At 73.2% G+C, this 18,479-nt stretch carries 18 protein-coding genes; 9 read left to right on the plus strand and 9 right to left on the minus strand.

The annotated features are described in order from the left end of the window. Positions 1–31 precede the first annotated feature (31 nt). On the minus strand, positions 32–1,096 hold the full coding sequence (locus FHS22_RS27965; RefSeq protein ID WP_184946450.1) for an NAD-dependent epimerase/dehydratase family protein: 1,065 nt from the start codon (positions 1,094–1,096) through the stop codon (positions 32–34). A gap of 55 nt (positions 1,097–1,151) precedes the next feature. Beyond that, positions 1,152–1,520 carry an STAS domain-containing protein gene (locus tag FHS22_RS27970; protein ID WP_184946452.1) on the minus strand — a complete coding sequence of 123 codons (369 nt, stop codon included), beginning with the start codon at positions 1,518–1,520 and terminating at the stop codon, positions 1,152–1,154. A gap of 311 nt (positions 1,521–1,831) precedes the next feature. On the opposite strand from FHS22_RS27970, the gene FHS22_RS27975 reads away from it, so the two are divergent. From FHS22_RS27975 to FHS22_RS28000, 6 genes are all read left to right on the plus strand, one after another. Then, positions 1,832–2,299 carry a hypothetical protein gene (locus tag FHS22_RS27975; protein WP_184946454.1) on the plus strand — a complete coding sequence of 156 codons (468 nt, stop codon included), beginning with the start codon at positions 1,832–1,834 and terminating at the stop codon, positions 2,297–2,299. A gap of 34 nt (positions 2,300–2,333) precedes the next feature. After that, the gene (locus FHS22_RS27980) at positions 2,334–3,563 is read left to right on the plus strand and encodes an Nramp family divalent metal transporter (protein ID WP_184946456.1); all 1,230 of its coding nucleotides are present in this window, start codon (positions 2,334–2,336) and stop codon (positions 3,561–3,563) included. A gap of 91 nt (positions 3,564–3,654) precedes the next feature. Beyond that, the gene (locus tag FHS22_RS27985) at positions 3,655–4,461 is read left to right on the plus strand and encodes a hypothetical protein (RefSeq protein ID WP_184946458.1); all 807 of its coding nucleotides are present in this window, start codon (positions 3,655–3,657) and stop codon (positions 4,459–4,461) included. A gap of 62 nt (positions 4,462–4,523) precedes the next feature. After that, positions 4,524–5,477 carry an LLM class F420-dependent oxidoreductase gene (locus FHS22_RS27990; RefSeq protein WP_184946460.1) on the plus strand — a complete coding sequence of 318 codons (954 nt, stop codon included), beginning with the start codon at positions 4,524–4,526 and terminating at the stop codon, positions 5,475–5,477. A 64-nt stretch (positions 5,478–5,541) separates the two neighbouring features. Then, positions 5,542–6,723: a zinc-dependent alcohol dehydrogenase gene (locus tag FHS22_RS27995; RefSeq protein ID WP_184946462.1), complete on the plus strand. Its 1,182-nt coding sequence runs from the start codon at positions 5,542–5,544 to the stop codon at positions 6,721–6,723. Positions 6,724–6,750: 27 nt separating this feature from the next. Then, a complete protein-coding gene (locus tag FHS22_RS28000) occupies positions 6,751–7,224 on the plus strand; it encodes a hemerythrin domain-containing protein (RefSeq protein WP_184946463.1) in 474 nt (157 codons plus the stop codon). 134 nt (positions 7,225–7,358) lie between these two features. Here FHS22_RS28000 and FHS22_RS28005 read toward each other — a convergent pair whose 3' ends face one another. Both FHS22_RS28005 and FHS22_RS28010 read right to left on the minus strand, forming a co-directional pair. Then, positions 7,359–8,597: a GAF domain-containing sensor histidine kinase gene (locus FHS22_RS28005; protein WP_184946465.1), complete on the minus strand. Its 1,239-nt coding sequence runs from the start codon at positions 8,595–8,597 to the stop codon at positions 7,359–7,361. A gap of 223 nt (positions 8,598–8,820) precedes the next feature. Next, positions 8,821–9,561 carry a DUF2470 domain-containing protein gene (locus tag FHS22_RS28010; protein ID WP_184946467.1) on the minus strand — a complete coding sequence of 247 codons (741 nt, stop codon included), beginning with the start codon at positions 9,559–9,561 and terminating at the stop codon, positions 8,821–8,823. Positions 9,562–9,647: 86 nt separating this feature from the next. On the opposite strand from FHS22_RS28010, the gene rpsD reads away from it, so the two are divergent. Further along, entirely contained in the window at positions 9,648–10,262 is a 615-nt protein-coding gene (gene rpsD, locus FHS22_RS28015; protein ID WP_184946469.1) for a 30S ribosomal protein S4, read from the plus strand. Between the two features lie 68 nt (positions 10,263–10,330). Here the strand turns inward: rpsD and FHS22_RS28020 are convergent, their stop codons facing one another. Next, positions 10,331–10,954: a maleylpyruvate isomerase family mycothiol-dependent enzyme gene (locus FHS22_RS28020; protein ID WP_184946471.1), complete on the minus strand. Its 624-nt coding sequence runs from the start codon at positions 10,952–10,954 to the stop codon at positions 10,331–10,333. Between the two features lie 139 nt (positions 10,955–11,093). Between FHS22_RS28020 and FHS22_RS28025 the strand changes: the two genes are divergently transcribed. Beyond that, entirely contained in the window at positions 11,094–12,080 is a 987-nt protein-coding gene (locus FHS22_RS28025) for a sigma-70 family RNA polymerase sigma factor (protein WP_184946473.1), read from the plus strand. A 39-nt stretch (positions 12,081–12,119) separates the two neighbouring features. Here the strand turns inward: FHS22_RS28025 and FHS22_RS28030 are convergent, their stop codons facing one another. The 3 genes from FHS22_RS28030 to FHS22_RS28040 form a co-directional block, all read right to left on the minus strand. After that, complete coding sequence (locus FHS22_RS28030) at positions 12,120–12,608, minus strand: nitroreductase family deazaflavin-dependent oxidoreductase (protein WP_338047990.1); 489 nt, start codon at positions 12,606–12,608, stop codon at positions 12,120–12,122. A gap of 136 nt (positions 12,609–12,744) precedes the next feature. Then, entirely contained in the window at positions 12,745–12,978 is a 234-nt protein-coding gene (locus FHS22_RS28035; RefSeq protein ID WP_184946475.1) for a hypothetical protein, read from the minus strand. A 10-nt stretch (positions 12,979–12,988) separates the two neighbouring features. Beyond that, entirely contained in the window at positions 12,989–14,341 is a 1,353-nt protein-coding gene (locus FHS22_RS28040; RefSeq protein WP_184946476.1) for a S8 family serine peptidase, read from the minus strand. Positions 14,342–14,513: 172 nt separating this feature from the next. Here FHS22_RS28040 and FHS22_RS28045 point away from each other — a divergent pair, with 172 nt between their 5' ends. Next, complete coding sequence (locus FHS22_RS28045) at positions 14,514–16,559, plus strand: spermine/spermidine synthase domain-containing protein (protein ID WP_184946478.1); 2,046 nt, start codon at positions 14,514–14,516, stop codon at positions 16,557–16,559. A 100-nt stretch (positions 16,560–16,659) separates the two neighbouring features. Here FHS22_RS28045 and FHS22_RS28050 read toward each other — a convergent pair whose 3' ends face one another. Continuing rightward, positions 16,660–18,441 (minus strand): LCP family protein, encoded by a 1,782-nt coding sequence (locus FHS22_RS28050; RefSeq protein WP_338047991.1) that lies wholly within the window; start codon positions 18,439–18,441, stop codon positions 16,660–16,662. Positions 18,442–18,479: the final 38 nt, after the last annotated feature.

An 18,479-nucleotide genomic window follows, 5' to 3' on the forward strand; every position in this document is an offset into this window, starting at 1 on the left:
CCCCGGACGCCGGGCGGGCGGTCCGCCCGGGTCACCGGGTACGGGTCAGATCCCGCTTCCCGATCCCGGTGGCCAGCTCGCCGATCCGCCCGGGTCCCCCGGCGTGCGGGGAGAGCGGCGGCGTGGCCATGCCCGCCACGGAGCGCAGGCCCTCCAGCAGTTCGCGGAAGGCGTCGCTCGCCGAGTGCCGGGGCCGCCAGCCGAGCTCGGTGCGGGCCCGGGAGGCGTCCATGACCGGCATCGCGAGCACCATGTCGACCAGTTCCGGAGCGGCGGGCACCAGGCGCATCCGCCAGGCGGCGGAGACGGCGCCGCGCAGCAGCGGAGCGGGGACGGACACCAGGCGGGCGCCGAGGAGGCCGGCCAGCGCGGCGGGGTCGATCACCGGGTCTGCGGCGATGTTGAAGGCGCCCGAGGCGTCGCCGACCACCGCCAGGCGGTAGGCCTCGCCGATGTCGTCGCCGTGGACCGCCTGGAAGGTGAGGCCGGGGATGTCCGGGACGAAGGGGACCAGCCCGGGCCGCACGAGCCGCTGGGGCAGGAACGGCCCCGCGAACAGCCGCCGCTGCTCGGTCGCGGCCTCCCGCTTGAAGATGAAGCCGGGGCGGAGCCGCACCACCCGGATCTCCGGATGCTCCCGCTCGAAGAGGTCGAGCGCCCGCTCCACGTAGGCCTTCTCCCGCCCGTAGGCGGCGCCGGGCCACCCGTGGGTGGGCCAGTCCTCGGTGACGGGGCGGTCCTTCGGGCCGGGGGAGTAGGCGCCCACCGAGGAGGCGTACACCAGGGCGGGCACCTTCGCCCGGGCCGCCGCGGCGAAGACCCGGAGGCTGCCCAGCGCGTTGACGTGCCAGGTCGTCAGCGGGTCGCGGGTCGGTTGGAACAGCCAGGCCAGGTGCACGACGGCGTCGGAGCCCGCGAAGTGCGGCGCCAGGTCGCCGGCGGAGACGTCCACGGATCGCCATTCGGTCTTCGCCGGGCTCCAGGCGGGCGTCCTGCGGGCCAGGCCGAGGATGGAGGTGACGTTGCTGTCTGCGGCCAGGGCGGACACCACGCTCGTGCCGACGTTCCCGGTCGCTCCGACGACTGTTACACGCATACCCCCCGGATGCCCCGAACGGGACGGGATAAGCAGCGGGGCCGCCGCGGGCGGGTCAGAGCTCCACGGAGGCGGCGCTCTCGGGCCGCCCCTTCGCCAGCGCGGCGCCGAGCGTCGGGTAGAGGTCGAAGGCGGCGTCCAGCCCGGTCAGCCGCATGATCCGGCGCGGCACGGGGTTCAGGCAGCACAGGGCGCAACTGCCGCCGCAGCGGTGGGCCCTGCTGGAGGCCTGGACCAGGAGCCGCAGGCCGGAGGAGTCGATGAAGTCCATGGACGACAGGTCGAAGAGCAGCCGCGGCCGGGCGGCCGTGAGCGCCTCGTCGATCTGCGCGCTGAGCATCGCTTCCTCTGTCTTGTCGACCTCCCCGACGATCGTGATGATGGTGAAGTCGTTGCGGTGCTCCCTGCTGATCTCCAACGTCATGGGTACTCCAGAACAGCGACATGATCGCAGCGGTCCCGGAACCTCCGGCCCCGCTCATGCGCCTGGTTCCCCCAGTCTCGCCCCTGCGACGGTGAGGGCACAAGGTGCGGCGGCGGGTGTGGTAACGGCCGGTGGGTGATCCGTGATGGTTTGTTGCCATACTGCTCCGGCGGCCCGCCGACGTCTAACGAGCCGATCATGGGGTAGCCGGAGTCCATGACGGACGAAGGTCTGGTCCTCCTCCTGGCGTGGGCCCAGTTCGCCGCGCTCCTGGGCGTGCTGGCCTACTTCCTGCTGAGACGGGGCCGCACGTGAGACGGCGCCCGCCGGCCCTGCCCGCAACCCTGCCCGCCGCCCTGGCCGCCGGTCTGCTCGCCGCGGCCTCGCTGGCGGGCTGCGTCAGCCCGGCCTGGGACGGCCGCGACTACGGGCTCAAGGCCGCCGCGAGCGCCGAGTCCGTCGCCTCCGCCGTGGCGGTCGCCCGGCGCGCCGTCGAGGGCGGCGACCGGCTGAGCACGCCGTACCTGAAGGTGCTGCTCACCGAGGCCGTCACCTCGGTACGGAGCGTCAACGGGCAGTTCGCCGGGGTCCAGCCGCCGGACGAGGGGTCCGACGCGGTCGGCGAGGAGCTCCTCGTCCTGACCGGCAGGGCCGAGGACGAGCTGGCCGGGCTGCTCCTCCAGGTCCGCAGGCAGGGGGTCGAGGACCGGGCGGGAGCCGTACGGGAGCTGGCGGCCCTGCACGAGGAGCTCCGCGGGTTCGCCGAGGAGCACCGGTGAGGGCCGGCGGCGCGGAGCGGCGGGGAGGGCGCCGGTGAAGAAGGCGCTCGCCGTCACACTGGGCATCCTCACCGCGTTCGGCGGGTTCGTGGACATCGGCGACCTGGTGGCCAACGCGCTCGTCGGCTCCCGGTTCGGGATGTCGCTGGCCTGGGTGGTCGTGGTCGGCGTCGTCGGCATCTGCGTCTTCGCCGAGATGGCAGGGCGCATCGCCGCCGTCTCCGGGCGGCCGGTCTTCGACCTCGTCCGCGAGCGGCTGGGACCGCGGACCGGCCTGGTGAACCTCGGCGCGTCGCTGATGGTCAACGTGCTCACCCTGGCCGCCGAGATCGGCGGCGCGGCCCTGGCCCTGGAGCTGGCCACCGGGGTGGACTACCTGCTCTGGGTGCCGGCGGTGGCGCTGACCGCCTGGCTGGTGATGTGGCGGGTGAAGTTCGAGCACATGGAGCGCCTTTTCGGGCTGATGGGGCTGGCACTGGTGGTGTTCGCGGTCGCGCTGTGGCGGCTGGAGCCCGACTGGGGCGGCCTGCTGGAGCAGGCGGCCCGGCCCTCCGTGCCCGCCGACGAGGGCGCGCCGACCTACTTCTACTACGCCATCGCCCTGCTCGGCGGGGCGATGACCCCCTACGAGGTGTTCTTCTTCTCCTCGGGCGGGGTGGAGGAGCACTGGACGCGCAAGGACCTGGCGGTCTCGCGGGCGAACGTGTTCGTCGGCTTCCCGCTGGGCGGGTTCCTCTCGCTGGCCATCGCGGCCTGCGCCGCCACGGTCTTCCTGCCCGACGCCGCGCACGTCGACAGCCTCGGCCAGATGGTGCTGCCGGTCGCGCTCGGCGCGGGCCAGATCGGGCTCGCCCTGGTGATCTTCGGAGTCTTCGCCGCCACGTTCGGCGCCACCCTGGAGACCGCGCTCTCGTCGGCCTACTCCCTCAGCCAGTACTTCGGCTGGCAGTGGGGCAAGTACGTGCGGCCGGTGCAGGCCGCGCGCTTCCACGCGGCCCTGCTGGTCTCGATGGTCGTGGCGACCGCGCTGATCCTCACCACCCTGGACCCGATCAAGGTGACCGAGTACTCGCTGGTCTTCTCGGCCGCCGCGCTTCCGCTCACCTACCTGCCGGTCCTGATGGTCGCCAACGACGCCGACTACATGGGCGGGCATGTCAACGGCAGGTTCTCCAACCTCCTGGGAAGCGTGTACATGGTGCTGCTCGTCGTGGTGTCGGCGGCGGCCGTCCCGCTGATGCTCGCGACGAAGGCGGGACAGTGACGGTGGCGGAGGCTACGGAGATGGAGGCGGCGGAGATGGAGGCGGCGGTGACGGTGGCGGTGGTGACGGTGGGGCGGACGGAGGCGGGACGGTGCGGGCACGGGTGATCCACGCGCTCCTGCACCTGCTCGACCGGCAGGTCGTGCGGGAGGGCGACGGGCGGCTGCTGTGCAAGGCCGACGACCTGGAACTGGCCTCCGGCGAGGACGGCAGGCCGTACGTCACGGCGATCCTCGCCGGTCCGCTCGCGCTCGGCCCGCGGGTCGGCGGGGTGCCGGGCCGGATGATGGTCGCGGTGACGGAGCTGCTCCGGCCGGAGGAGCGCCCCGGACCGCACCGGATCGACATGGCGCACGTCACCGGCGTGGGCAGCGCGGTGACGGTGGACAGGAGCAGGCCGGAGCTGGCGCTGGAGCGCTGGACCCGCGAGCACGTCGTCTCCAGGATCCCGGGCGCGAACCACGCACCCGGGCGGGAGGCGGAACCCGCCCCCGGCCCCGGAACCGGCCGCCCTCCGGCACCGGCTCCGGAGCGGGAGCCCGCCATGCGGCTGAGCGGGCTGATCCGCCGCGCCGTGCAGGACGCCTCGGGCGAGGTGGTCGGGCAGGTCGCGGACGTACGGCTGACGCAGGACGGCCCCCTGCTCGGCCGTGTCCAGCACGCCTTCGCGGTGAGCGGTCTCATCGTCGTCCCCCGGCACACCGGGCAGCTGTTCGGCTACGAGCGGGCGATCTCCGGGACGGGGCCGTGGCTGGTCCGCACGGCCGTCCGCGCGCTGCACCGGGGGAGCGTGCTCGTCCCCTGGGAGCACGTGGCCGACCTGGGCGGGGACCCGGTACGGCTGCGCGCCGTACGGGAGGAGCTGACGCCGCTCCGGGAGCTGTCCGCGCTGGAGTGATTGTTTGTCCTTTTCACCGGGGGTATGGGGAAGTCCGTGCAGCTCAGGACAAGGAGGTAAGTGTGGCTAAGTTCGGATATTTCCTGTCGAGTGAGGAGCACGGACCCAAGGAGCTGGTCCGGCAGGCGAAGCTCGCCGAGCAGGCCGGGTTCGAGGCCCTGTGGATCTCCGACCACTACCACCCCTGGCTGGACGAGCAGGGCCAGAGCCCGTTCGTCTGGTCGGTGATCGGGGCCATCGCCGAGGCGACCTCGCTGCCGATCACCACCGCCGTCACCTGCCCGCTGGTCCGCATCCACCCGGCGGTCATCGCCCAGGCCGCCGCCACCAGCGCCGTGCTGACCGGCGGCCGGTTCCGGCTCGGCGTCGGGACCGGCGAGGCGCTCAACGAGCACATCGTCGACTCCCGCTGGCCCCCGGCGGAGGAGCGGCTGGAGATGCTCGAGGAGGCCGTCGAGATCATGCGGGAGCTGTGGAGCGGCAAGCTGGTGACGCACCGGGGCGAGCACTACGACGTGGACACCGCCCGCATCTACACGCTGCCCGACGAGCCGCCGCCGATCTACATGTCCGGCTTCGGGGAGAAGTCGGTGGAACTGGCCGGGCGCATCGCCGACGGGTACATGACCACCGGGCCCTCGGCCGAGATGGTCGCGAAGTTCCGCACCTCCGGCGGGGCGGGCAAGACCGTGCAGGGCGGTCTGAAGGTCTGCTACGCCGAGGACGAGGGGACGGCGCGCAAGACCGTGCACCGGCTCTGGCCGACCCAGGGCGTCCAGGGCGAGGCGGCCCAGCTGCTCCCGCTGCCCCGGCACTTCGAGCAGCTCGCCCAGATGGTCACCGAGGAGGAGGCGAGCAAGGGCTCCCCGTGCGGCCCCGACTCCGAGGTCCACGTCGAGGCGATCAAGCAGTACCTCGACGCCGGTTTCGACGAGGTCTACATCAGCCAGATCGGCGAGGAGCAGGACGCCTTCTTCGACTTCTACGCCAAGGAGGTCCTGCCCCGGCTGCGCTGACCGTTTGCCCGCCGGCGAGCGGGTAGACGACCCCTTTCCGGCCGGATCGAAGAGGAGACAGACCATGAAGGCCGTCACCTGGCACGGCAAACGCGACGTACGGGTCGAGGAGGTCTCCGACCCGTCGATCAAGGAACCGACCGACGCGATCATCAAGGTCACCACCACCGCGATCTGCGGCTCCGACCTCCACCTGTACGAGATCCTGGGCCCGTTCATCGGAGAGGGGGACGTCCTCGGCCACGAGCCGATGGGGATCGTCGAGGCGGTCGGCGCCGACGTCCGGCAGATCAAGCCCGGCGACCGGGTCGTCATCCCGTTCACCATCTCCTGCGGCCACTGCCACATGTGCGGCATGCAGCTGTACGCCCAGTGCGAGACCACCCAGGTCCGCGACCACGGCACGGGCGCCGCGCTGTTCGGCTACACCAAGCTGTACGGCGAGGTCCCCGGCGGCCAGGCGGAGTACCTGCGCGTCCCGCAGGCCCAGTTCGGCCCGATCAAGGTGCCCGAGGGCCCGCCGGACGAGCGGTTCGTCTACCTGTCGGACGTGCTGCCCACCTCCTGGCAGGCGGTGGCCTACGCCGACATCCCCGACGGCGGCAGCGTCACGGTCTTCGGGCTCGGCCCGATCGGCCAGATGAGCGCCCGCATCGCCAAGCACCTCGGCCACCGCGTGATCGGCGTCGACGGGGTGCAGGAGCGGCTGGCGATGGCGCGCCGGCACGGCATCGAGGTGCTGGACGCCTCGATGACCTCCAACGTCGCCGAGGCGGTCCGCGAGCTGACCGGCGGGCGCGGCACCGACTCCGTCATCGACGCCGTCGGCATGGAGGCCCACGGCTCCCCGGTGGCGAAGTTCACCCAGACGCTCGCCGGCCTGCTGCCGGACGCGATCGCCGCCCCGCTGATGTCCAACGCCGGCGTGGACCGGCTGGCCGCCCTGTACCAGTCCATCGACACCGTACGGCGCGGCGGCACGATCTCGGTCAGCGGCGTCTACGGCGGCATGGCCGACCCGATGCCGATGCTGCGGATGTTCGACAAGGGCATCACCCTGCGCATGGGCCAGGCCCACGTCAAGCGCTGGATCGACGACCTGATGCCGCTGGTGACCGACGACGCCGACCCGCTGGGGGTCATGGACCTGGCCACCCACCGGCTCCCCCTGGACCAGGCCCCGCACGGCTACGAGATCTTCCAGAAGAAACGCGACGGGGCCGTCAAGGTCCTGCTCAACCCCTGACCCCATCCGACCCGGGAGAGGAACGCCGTGGACGCCATCGTGCTCCTGAAGGACGACCACAAGACCGTCGAGAAGCTGTTCAAGCAGTTCGAGAAGGCGGGCGAGGACGCCTACGACGAGAAGCGCAAGCTCGTCGACCAGATGATCGAGGAGCTCACCGCCCACACCTACATCGAGGAGAAGATCTTCTACCCCACCGTCCGCGCGGAGGCGCCGGAGGTCTCCGACCACGTCCTGGAGAGCATCGAGGAGCACCACGTGGTGGTCTGGATGCTCTCGGAGCTCAAGGACATGGACCCCCGGGACGAGCGGTTCGACGCCAAGGTCTCCGTCCTCATGGAGAACGTCCGCCACCACGTCGAGGAGGAGGAGAACGAGTGGTTCCCCGAGGTGCGCAAGGCGATGGGCCGCAACAGGCTCCAGGAGCTCAGTGACCGGATGGCCGAGGCCAAGGAGAAGGCGCCGTCGCAGCCGCTGGCCGTGCCCAGCGCGAGGCAGTAGGCCGCTGGCCGTGTCCGGTGCGAGGCGGTAGGCCGCCGGCCGTACCCGGCGCCGGAGGGCGGAGTCCGGGCGCCCGGCGGGGAGAGGGCGCCCGGGGCCGCCGCGGGCGCCCCGGGACCGCGGCCCGGGCTCCGCTACGGCCCCGGCGGAGCGGGCAGGGTGATGCGGACGCAGGTCCCCTCGTGCGGCGTGCTGTCCATGTGGATGCTCCCCCCGTGCAGCTGGATGATCTTGCTGACGATGGCCAGGCCCACGCCGGTGCCGCTGACGGCCTGGTTCTCCGCCTCCGGGGCGCGGTAGAAGTCCTCGAAGACGTGCTCCAGGTCCTCGGCGCCGATGCCGACCCCGGTGTCGTGGATCTCCACCATGGGACCTGGAGCGGGGCCGGGACCGGGACCGGGGCCGGGGCCGGCGGTGACGGTGACGTCGATGGCCCCCTCCGCGGGGGTGAACTTGACCGCGTTGTCCAGCAGGTGGACCAGGGCGTGCCGGAGCCGTCCGGCATCGGCCCAGACCGGCGCGTCGGGAGGCACGTGCAGGCGCAGGGCCTGGTTCTTGTGCCCGGCCTTCGCCGCGGAGACGTCCACCGCCTCGCGGACGACGGCGGACAGGTTCACCCGGTCCGGCGTGAAGACGGCGGTGTTGGCGTTGAGGCTGGCCATCAGGAGCAGTTCGTCCATCAGGTCCAGCAGGCGGTCGCTGTTGCGCTCGATCACCCCCAGGAACCTCCGCTCGGTGCCCTCGTCCAGCCCGCCGTCCTGGACGAGCTGCAGGTAGCTGCGGATCGAGGTCAGCGGGGTCCGCAGCTCGTGGTTGACGCTGCGCAGGAACTGCTGCTTGAGCTCCTCCACGTCGTGCAGCCGCCGGGCGACCTCGCCGGCCTGGCGGGCGTGGTGGTGCAGCTGGAGCAGGGCGGCGGCCTGACCCGCCAGGGTGCGCAGGATGCGCCGCTGCTCCGGGTCCAGCCGCCGGGGGCGGTAGTCCAGCACGCACACCGTGCCCAGCGCGTGGCCCCGGCCGCCGAACAGCGGCGCCCCCGCGTAGTAGCGCACGTGGGGCTCCCCGGCGACCAGGGGGTCGTCCCGGAAACGCGGGTCCGCCAGCATGTCCGGGATCTCCAGCGGCTTGCGGCCGGAGACGACGTACGGGCAGAACCCGATCCGCCGGTCCAGCTCGGGTACGTCGAAGCCGGTACGCCCCCGGAAGTGCTGCCCGTCCCCGGACACCAGGGTGACCAGCGCGATCGGGGTCCGGCAGGTGTAGGCGGCCAGATCGGCGATGGCCTGGAAGTCCGGCTCCAGCGGGGCGTCCAGCGCGTGCAGCTCCGCCAGTTCCTGCAGCCGCTCGGACTCGTCGGGCGGGACAGGAATCATCGTCGTCGACCTCTCCCGCTCTCCCCGGTGTCTCCCGGCCACTTCTATCTCGTTCTCTGCCCGCCGGATGCGGGCCACGCGCGGAGGGCACGGTAAAGGAGGGGGCAAGGCGGCGGGGTCCCGCGGATCCGTCCCGGGGCACGGCCGGGGAGGCCGACGGGAACCCGCGGCCGTGGAGGGCGGTTCACCCGGCCGCGCCCGCGGGAGTCTCCGGTGGGCGTCTTCAGTGGTGGCAGAGCAGGCAGTGCAGGGCCGCCTCCAGGGAGCCCGCGTCGGCGACGGGCGCGGGCCAGGGCAGGCGGACGAGGGTCGGCCGGTCGAGGGCGCCCGAGCGCACGGTGACGCCGAACCGGTCCAGCTCCCAGAGCCAGGCGTCGGTGACCGGAGCGGCCATCAGCGAGGCCAGCGCGTTCTCCAGCCGGTCCCGGTGGGCGCCGTTGATGTGGCGGATCATGCGCTCGGCGTCGGCCAGCAGCGGGTCGGGTGCGGCGTCGAGATACTCCTCGGCGTCCAGCACGCCGGACTCCGGCCCGGTGAGGTAGACCACCTGGCCGACGTCGACGCGGAGCAGCCGCGGGCCGTCGGCGGCCTCCGGACGCTCCACGGCCTCGAACAGCGCCTCGTCCGGGCAGCGCTCGGCGATCGCGACCGCGGTCTCGCGCAGCTCTCCGGCGGGTACGGCCTGCACCCATCCCTGCACCTTGAGCAGGCCGCGGGAGAGCTCGGCCCCGCCGAGCGAGCGGCTCGCGGTCAGGTCCACGGTCACCACCGGCTCCTCCCGTGCGCCGTGCAGCGGATCCCCGGGCACGACCAGCAGCACCGGGCGGCCGGAGCCGTCCACGCCGCCCCGGGCGGGCATCGCGGGCCTGGCCGTGCCCGCGAGGGAGACATGGGTGGGCGCGGCGGTCGCGGCGAGGGTGCGGACCCGCTCGGGGATCGGCGGAGCGGTGACGGGGTGCTGCATGAACCGGCTCTCCTTGAGATCGGGTGGCGGTTACGTCTAAGGTAAGCCTTACCTCAGTAAGGCACACCTAACCACAAGGAGCGATCGTGCGCTACACCGGACCCAAGGTGCGGCTCTCCCGCCGCGCCGGCGTCCCGCTCACCCGCAAGGCCGTCCGCTACTTCGAGGAGCGGCCCTACCCGCCGGGCGAGCACGGCCGCAAGACCAACCGTCGCCAGACCGGCGACTACGGTCTGCGGCTGATGGAGAAGCAGAAGCTCCGCTGGTACTACGACGTCTCCGAACGGCAGATGCGCCGCTACTGGGACATGGCCCTGCGCAGCCCCGGCCGGTCCGGCGCCGAGCTGGTGGTCCTGCTGGAGAGCCGCCTGGCCTCCCTGGTCCTGCGCTCCGGCCTCGCGCCGTCCATCTACGCCGCCCGCCAGTACGTCGCGCACGGCCACATCACCGTCGACGGCCGCAAGGTGGACATCCCCAGCTACCTGGTCAAGCCCGGCCAGGTCATCGCGGTGCGGGAGCGGTCCCGCGCGATGCAGCCGTTCGTCGCCGCGGCTGAGGGGATCTACGCCGACGAGCGGATCGCCTCCTACCTGGACGTCAACCACGCCGACCTGCGCTTCACGGTGGTCAGCCGCCCGCTGCGCGAGCAGATCGTGGTCCCGGTGGACGAGCAGATGGTCGTGGAGTTCTACTCCCGCTGACCGGCCGCGGTCCGCGGGAGGGGGACCTCCCGGCCGGAGCCCGGCCGGGAGGCCCGCCGCCCCCGGGGCTACCGGGAGAACCGCGCCGCGGCCTCGCCCGTGAGCCGGCCGGGCGGCAGGCGCCGCCCGCAGACGACGAGCAGCAGGTCCTGCGCCGGGCCCCGGACCGGGGTTCCCGTGCCGTGGCTCCAGTCGAGGTCGGTCGCCTGCAGCGAGACCCCGGAGAGGTCGGTCCCGAAGAACGCGATGTTCTTCGGCCGCAGGCCCGCCAGCACCGCGGCGACGCGTCCGGGCGGGACGCCGCGGCCGAGTCCCAGCCCCACCGTGATGTCGAGCCCGTGGATGACGTCGTGCGCGAGCGCTCCCCGGACGTCCCCGCCGGGAGGCGTCCACGGGTGGGCGACGTTGTCCCGCAGCGAGGCGAGCAGCCTCTCCGGCGGCATCCGGGCGGCGTCGCGGCGCGCGCACCGGTCGGCCATGCGGTCGATGTTCCCGCGGGCCTTCGCCAGTTCCACCAGCGTCCTGCCGAGCGAGGTGCGGAAGGGCATCGTCATGTGGGCGACGACCTCGCGCACCCTCCAGCCGTCGCACAGCGTGGGAGCGTCCCACTGCTCGGGCCGCAGGGCGGCGAGCAGGTCCGCCAGCTCGCCGCGCTCCGCCGCAACCGCCTTCCGAAGGTCGTCCTCGGCCATCATGATCTCCTGTCCGGGATGTTCGCACTGTCGCGTGCACACGTTCACGGGGTGGGTCCCCCTACGGGGTACGGGCGGGAAGCCCGGAAGTCATCGGTCCGGCCCGCGAGGTGTCGGTGGCGGCGCATATCGTCGGGGCATGGTGAGGACGCCGACCGGCGCGGGCCTCCGGCTGGAGCCGTTCCGGGCCGAACTGACCGGTTACTGCTACCGGATGCTCGGCTCCGGCTTCGACGCCGAGGACGCGGTGCAGGAGACGCTGCTGCGCGCCTGGCGGTCGTTCGCCCGCTACGACGAGCGGCGGGCGTCCCTGCGCACGTGGCTCTACAGCATCGCCACCAACGTCTGCCTCGACATGCTGCGCAGCGCGCGGCGCCGCGCCCTGGCCATGGACCTCGGCCGGGCGGCGGACGCCGGGGCGGACATCGGCGGGCCGCTGCCGGAGCGGGCCTGGATCCACCCGGTTCCCGACGGCCTCGTGCTGCCGGCGGACGGCGGCCCGGAGGAGACGGCCGTGCGGCGCGAGACGATCCGCCTGGCGTTCGTCGCCGCGCTGCAGCACCTGCCGCCCCGGCAGCGGGCCGTGCTGATCCTGCGCGACGTGCTGGCCTGGCAGGCCGGGGAGGTCGCGGAGCTCCTGGAGACCACGGTCGCCTCGGTGACGAGCGCGTTGCAGCGGGCGAGGTCCACGATCAGAGCGGTCGGCGTCGCGCCGGGCGAGCCGTTCCGGCCGTCCGACCCCTCCCAGCGCGACCTGCTCGCCCGCTACTGCGCCGCGTTCGAGCGGCACGACGTCGCCGCCCTCGTGGCCCTGCTGCACGAGGACGCCACGATGTCGATGCCTCCCTTCGCCTGGTGGCTGCGCGGCCGTGACCAGATCAGGCGGGCGCTGCTGGACCCGGAGGCGTCCTGCGCGGGCGCGCGCCTCGTGCCGGCGGAGGCGAACGGCTCGCCGGCGTTCTGGCAGACGAGACCCGGCCCGGACGGCGTCCACGCCCCCTTCGGCCTGGTCGTCCTCGACGTGTCCGACGGCCTGATCGGGGGCATGACCGTGTTCCTGGACGCCGACCGGCTGATCCCGCTCTTCGGCGCTCCGGACGGCCCCGCCCGGCCGCCGCGCACGTGACCGCCCGGGCCGGCCGGCCCCGCCGGGGCGCCCGCGGACTCAGCGGTCGGGGGAGAGGCGGAAGACGCGCAGCTCGCGGCCCGACTTCTCGGTGTAGCGGTCGTAGACCGGCCAGATCAGCAGCAGCCGGGGCCACGCCTCGGCGCGCTCCTCGCCCTCCAGCAGGCGGCCGGTGACCTCGGCCTCCCTGCCGCGGAAGGAGACGGAGGCCCGCGGGGTCTTGAGCAGGTTGCCGCTCCAGGCGGGGTGGTGCTCCCGGCCGAAGTTGGAGCCGACCACGAGGAAGGAGCCGTCCTCCTCGGGCAGGCAGGCGAGCGGGGAGACGCGGGGCTCGCCGCTCCTGCTGCCGGTCGTGGTGAGCAGGAGGGTGGGGATCATCCGGTCGCTCATGACCCCCCGGCCGCCGGTGAGGCGGTGCACGGCCCGGTCCATCCGGGGGACGATCTTCGGCCCGGCCTTCATGAACACGTCGGTGGCCGCCAGCCACTGGAAGAACGGCTTGAGCCTCTCGACGAGACGTGTGCCCACGGTGGTCTCCCGCTCCCGGGCGGCACGCCGCGGCCGCCTCACGGTGATCGTAGCAAGCGCTAGGTGGGCGATGGTTCCCCGCCGGCCTCCGGCGGCACATCCGGCGGCTTCAGGACGAGGACGGCCCGCGCCGGATCTACCGGGGCGGGCCGAAGGGCTCGATGGGCGGGTCGGAGTAGGGGCCCTCGCCCGTGGCCGGGTCGATCCGGCGGGCGGCGGCCTCGGTCACGCGCAGGCCGTACAGGCCCTGGGTGGGATCGATCAGCACCAGGCCGTAGCCGGTGTCGACCTCCTCCTCGGAGAGCCCGAGGCGCTCGACGGCCTGAGCCAGCGTCGCCTCGGGCGGGAGCCGTACCGTGACGAGGAACATGGACCCTACGCTACGCGTCTTTTCTCCGGCGCAGCGCGGCGAGGATGCCCTTGGAGTCGGTGATGCCGTAGCCGTAGTCGTAGTCGAAACCGGCGGTGCTGCGGTCGTCGGCGGTACGGCGCAGCAGGGTGCGCAGCTGGGCGGGGGACAGCCGGGAGGCGGGCCACTGGGTGCGGACGGCGGCGACGAGACCGGCGGCGACCGGGCAGGCCGCGGAGGTGCCGGAGTCGGGCTGGTCGTCGCCGAAGGCCTTGGAACCGGAGAAGTGCGTGTAGGAGCAGACGTCCGGCTTGCGCTTGGCCAGCCGGCCGGGCCCCTGGGAGGAGTAGCCGACCCGCTCGTTGTTGACGTCGACGCCGCCGATGGACAGCACGGAGGCGTGCGAGTTGGCGCCCACGATCGGGCGGTCGGGGAAGGCGCACCGGCCGTCGCGGCAGTCGCGCCCGCAGTTGCCCGCGGCGAACAGGATGTCGGCGCCCGCCTGCTCCAGGCTGGCCACGATCACGTTGAACGGGTGGGCGGGGTTGTCGGAGTAGTTGCCGGGGTGGCCCACCGGGAAGTCCCAGCGCGGGGAGAACGAGCCCCAGCTGTTGCTGACGACCAGAGCCCGGCGGTCCTCGGGCTGGGCGTTCAGCACCTCGCGCAGGTGGGCGAAGGCCGCGACCGCGTCGGACAGCAGGCCGTCCAGCGCCGAGCCGCCCTGGCGCTGGGAGAGCAGCACCGGCAGGTCGAGCAGGGTCGCCTTCGGCGCGGCGATGAGCGCGTCGAAGGCGCACATCGTGCCGTGGTCCACCGCGAACCGGCCCGGCGTGCCGTCCACCCCGCCCGGGACCCAGCTGCGCTCGCCGTCCAGCGTCACCTCCCGGTCCAGGTGGAGGGCGACGTGCTCGTGGTTGATCCCGGTGTCGAGCACCGCCAGCGCCACCCCGGAGCCGTCCAGGCCGTCACCCGCGAGGTCCCCGACGGCCAGCAGCCGCTCCACGTCGCGCCAGTCGCCCACCGGCGGGTCGCCGCCGCAGGTGATGTTCGGCTCGATCACCGGGTCGGCGAAGACGCCGACGACGTCGGTCCTGGTCCCGGGCAGCAGGCTGACGCGGGTGGACAGCTCGTCGTCGGAGATCTCCCCGCGGACCAGGACCGAGGCGTCGTCGGCGGCCAGGGAGAACGTCATCGGCCCGCTCAGCGAGAGCGGGTCGCCCCCGGCGGCCGGCACCGGGCGCGGCACCGCCACCGGGGAGTAGGAGGCGTCGAGGACGACCCCCGGCAGGCCGTCGGCGACGTCGGCCGGGGACACCGTCACCGCCGGGTCGGTCACGGCGGCGACGAGCTCGGACGAGGGGCGGAGCTGGATCAGGACGCGCATGCGGCACCACCTGCTAGTTAGGGAAAACGCACCCCACCACGTTCCTTCATCCGGTCGATCATGTCCACCGGTTCAAACCATCTCCCACCAGCACCCTCAGGGGTGAACCCCGGCAAACCATCGTAGTGAATTTTCCTTCCCCGGCGGGACAGGGATCACTAGCGTTTGACGAATGACAGCAGCGGCGCAGAGCACGCCACCTCCGCATCCCGACGTCCGAGCGCACTGGCTGGCCACCCGGCCGAGGCTGGTCGTGGCCAGCGCCTTCATGCTCTTCCTGGAGCTGGCGCTGATCCGGTGGACCGGGTCGAACATCGTGCACCTGAGCTACTTCACCAACTTCGTGCTGCTCGGCTCGTTCCTGGGCATCGGGCTGGGGTTCCTGCGGGTGGGCCGCACGACCCGGCAGCCGTACTACTCGCCGATCACGCTGGCCGTCCTGGTGATGGTCGTGCTGTTCTTCCCGGTCACCGTCGACCGGCAGACCGAGGGCGTGCTGTACTGGACCAGTCTCAGCACCGCCGGGCCGCCGCCCTGGCTGATCCTGCCGGTGGTCTTCGCCGCCGCGGCGATCGTGCTGATGGGCCCGGCCGAACTGGTCGGGCGCTGCTTCCCGGAGCTGGAGCGGCTGGAGGCCTACCGCTACGACCTGATCGGCAGCCTCACCGGCATCGGCCTGTTCACCGCCCTGTCGTTCCTCAGCGCGCCCCCGGTGGTGTGGGGCGCGATCGCCGCGCTCGCCTACGCCGTCCTGCTCCGGCCGCGGCGGGTCTGGGCGCGGGTCGCGCTGGCCGTGCCGTCGCTGGTGGTGGTCGCGGCGCTGGCGGCCGAGACGCTGACCGCCGGGGCCCTGTGGTCGCCGTACTACAAGGTGACCCGCAGCCACTTCGCCGAGCAGGGCGTCCCGGTGATGGACATCCAGGTCAACGGGATCCCGCACCAGCGGGCCGTTCCGGCGGCCAGGCGGCTGGAGTGGGAGCGGCAGTACGCCCTGCCGTACGAGCGGGCGGCGGCGGGGAGGCTGGGCGACGTGCTGATCGTGGGCGCGGGCAGCGGCACCGACGTGGCGATCGCGCTGTCCAAGGGCGCCGAGCGGGTGGACGCCGTGGAGATCGACCCCAAGCTCCGCGAGCTCGGCGGGACCTACCATCCGGACCGGCCCTACGACGACCCGCGGGTGACCACGCACGTCACCGACGGGCGCGCGTTCCTGGAGCGGACCGACCGGAAGTACGACCTGATCCTGTTCGCGCTGCCCGACTCGCTCACCCTCGTCTCCGGCGCCAGCTCGCTGCGGCTGGAGAGCTACCTGTTCACGCGGGAGGCGATGGAGGCCGCCAGGGAGCACCTCAGGCCCGGCGGCACCTTCTCGATGTACAACTACTACCGGGAGAGCTGGCTGGTGGACCGGCTCGCCTCCACCGTGCAGGCCGCCTTCGGCCACAAGCCGTGCGTGGACATCGTCAGCGAGACGGGCCAGCAGGCCGTGATCACCGCCGGGCTCGCCGCCGCCGACCAGGCCTGCGGCGCCGGATGGGCGGGCGCGACGGCCCAGACCCCGCCGCCCTCCGGCGACGACCGGCCCTTCCTCTACCTGAAGGACCGGACGATCCCGCAGATCTACGTCATCACCCTGCTGCTCATCCTGATCGTGAGCGTGCTGGCGGTCCGCGCGGTCGCCGGGCCGTACGCCCGGATGCGCCCCTACGCCGACCTGTTCCTGCTGGGCGTGGCGTTCCTGCTGCTGGAGACCAAGAGCGTGACCGGGTTCGCGCTGCTGTTCGGGACCACCTGGGTGGTCAACGCGATCGTGTTCGCCGGGGTCCTGGTCGCGGTGCTCGCCGCGGTGGAGGTGACCCGCCGCTTCCGCACCCCGTCGCTGCCCGCCATGTACGGCGTGCTCCTGGCCGGCCTGGCGCTGGCCTGGCTGGTGCCGAACTCCTGGCTGCTGGGCCTGCCGGTGCCGCTGCGCGCGGTGGTCGCCGTGGTCGTGGCGTTCCTGCCGATCTTCGCGGCCAACGTGGTGTTCGCCAAGCGCTTCGCCGACTCCGCCGACGGCACGACGGCCTTCGGCGCGAACCTGCTGGGCGCGATGGTGGGCGGCTGCCTGGAGTACCTGGCGCTGGTCGTCGGCTACCAGGCGCTGCTGGTCGTGGCGGGCCTGCTCTACCTGGGTGCGTTCGCCCTGCTGCCCAGGAGCGCCCGGGTGGCGGGCTGAGCCGTGCCCGGGGCCGGGGCGCGGCCGCCGGGGAGACGCGAAGGCCCCGCGCTCCCGGGAAGGAGCGCGGGGCCTTTCCGCGCCGGAGAGGTCCGGGCCGTCAGATGCCGCAGAGCTCGTCGAGGGACTGGGCGCTCCTGTTGTTGGCGGTGGGGGTCCTGCTGGGGGTCGGCGCGGTGAGCGACGGCGTCGGGGCGGCGCCGGAGGTGCCCGGAGAGGCGCCGGTGGTGCCGGGGGAGGCCGTCGCCCGGCCGGCCAGGGAGCGGCGGCTGGGCTGGAGCGACTGGCGCAGGGCCCGGGCGGTCGCGGCGCGGATCTTCTGCCAGTCCGGGGAGCCGGTGTAGAACTCCGGCGGCACGAACTGGAGGCTGGTGATCTTCGCGTCCTTGACCTTGAGGGCGAGGTTGGTCAGGTGCTCCAGCATGTCGCGCGGGATGTTGGTCTGGGCCGCCTTCTTGGCCACCCCCGCGATCTTGGTGAAGTTCGTGAGGACGGTGGTCGGGGTGGCCTGCTTGGCGAAGGCGCCGATGACGCAGCGCTGGCGGGCCATCCGGGAGAAGTCGTCGCTGCCGACGCGCGAGCGGCCGTACCAGAGGGCCTCCTCGCCGGAGAGCGTGCGGTAGCCGGCCTTGATCGTGCCGGCGGTGCCGAACGAGCCGCCGTACTTCACGTCCCGGTCGATCCTGATCTTCAGCCCGCCGATGGCGTCGACGAGGTGGGCGAAGCCGTACATGTTGATCAGGGCGTAGTAGTCGATCTTCAGGTTGAGCGTGTAGCCGATCGCGTCCATGAGCGCCCGGGGGCCCTGGTGCTTGCGGCCCATGACCTCCGGGTGGTCCTCGGCGTACTGCCAGACCTCGTTGAGCAGGCCGCCGTTGGGCAGCTCGCGCATGAAGCCGTCGGGGAACTGCTTGGCCAGCGGGCTGGTCGGCGGGAAGCGCACGTGCTGCAGGTTGCGGGGGAGGCTGAACATGACCGTGTTGCCGGTCTTGACGTGGATGCTGGCCACGTTCATGCTGTCGGTCCGCACGCCCTCCCGGTTGCCCGCGCCGTCGCCGCCGATGAGCAGGAAGTTGACCCGGTCCTGCCCGTTCCACGGGTCCTCGGGCTTGAACGTGGGCGCCGCCGGGTCCTGCGGCTCGCTCGGGAAGATGGCGTTGGCCGTCTCCTTGATGGTCAGCACCGCGCTGGCGGCCAGCGCGAAGGGGGCCATCACCACCACGCAGAGCGTGCCGATGACGACGCCGGAGACGATCTGACCGGTGCTGTCGAGCCGGTTGGGGCCGAGCGTGATGTAGGAGGAGACCACCAGCAGGAACCAGCCGAGCGCGCCCAGCCCGGCCAGGCCCGCGCCCAGGCCGAGGAGGCCGTCCCGGGTGGCGGCGCCGGTGTTGCCCTCGCCGGAGAACACGATCCCGGCGATCACCCCCAGGACCAGCAGCAGACCGAAGGCGCCGAGCAGGATGTAGCCGGTACGGCGGCGCCCCGCCCGCAGGTGCGCCATGCCCGGCAGGATCGCCGACAGGGCGGTCCAGCCGATGAGCGCCCCGGCCGTCAGCGGCCGGGCGAACCGGGGGCGCGGGGCGGGGCCGTCGCCGGCCGGGGCCGCGGCCGGATTCGGTCCGGCCCCGTGGGCGCCGATCTCCCGGGCCGGGTCGCCGCCCTCCGGCTGCGGTACGCGCTCCGGGGCGGGCTTCACCCGGGTGGCGGTCCCGCCGCCCGGGTCCGCGCCGTGCTCCGTCCGCCCGGCCGAGGGGCCGGCCGGCTGCCCGGCCCCGGCGACCGCCGCCTGCCCGGTCCCGGCCATCGCGGCGGCGGGGGGAGCGGAGCGGACGTCCGCGCCGTGCTCCGCGGGAGGGGCGGGGGTGCGGTCGGTCCGCACGTCCGGCACGCCACCGGGGCGGGCCGCGCGGCTTCCGC

Source organism: Thiemannella venezuelensis (genome assembly GCF_014203605.1).
Lineage (GTDB): Bacteria > Actinomycetota > Actinomycetes > Streptosporangiales > Streptosporangiaceae > Planomonospora_A > Planomonospora_A venezuelensis.

Coding starts and splice junctions, on each gene's coding strand:
- FHS22_RS27965 (WP_184946450.1), bottom strand. CDS start 1,096: ATGCGTGTAACAGTCGTCGGAGCGACCGGGAACGTCGGCACGAGCGTG.
- FHS22_RS27970 (WP_184946452.1), bottom strand. CDS start 1,520: ATGACGTTGGAGATCAGCAGGGAGCACCGCAACGACTTCACCATCATC.
- FHS22_RS27995 (WP_184946462.1), top strand. CDS start 5,542: ATGAAGGCCGTCACCTGGCACGGCAAACGCGACGTACGGGTCGAGGAG.
- FHS22_RS28005 (WP_184946465.1), bottom strand. CDS start 8,597: ATGATTCCTGTCCCGCCCGACGAGTCCGAGCGGCTGCAGGAACTGGCG.
- FHS22_RS28010 (WP_184946467.1), bottom strand. CDS start 9,561: ATGCAGCACCCCGTCACCGCTCCGCCGATCCCCGAGCGGGTCCGCACC.
- FHS22_RS28020 (WP_184946471.1), bottom strand. CDS start 10,954: ATGGCCGAGGACGACCTTCGGAAGGCGGTTGCGGCGGAGCGCGGCGAG.
- FHS22_RS28025 (WP_184946473.1), top strand. CDS start 11,094: ATGGTGAGGACGCCGACCGGCGCGGGCCTCCGGCTGGAGCCGTTCCGG.
- FHS22_RS28035 (WP_184946475.1), bottom strand. CDS start 12,978: ATGTTCCTCGTCACGGTACGGCTCCCGCCCGAGGCGACGCTGGCTCAG.
- FHS22_RS28040 (WP_184946476.1), bottom strand. CDS start 14,341: ATGCGCGTCCTGATCCAGCTCCGCCCCTCGTCCGAGCTCGTCGCCGCC.
- FHS22_RS28045 (WP_184946478.1), top strand. CDS start 14,514: ATGACAGCAGCGGCGCAGAGCACGCCACCTCCGCATCCCGACGTCCGA.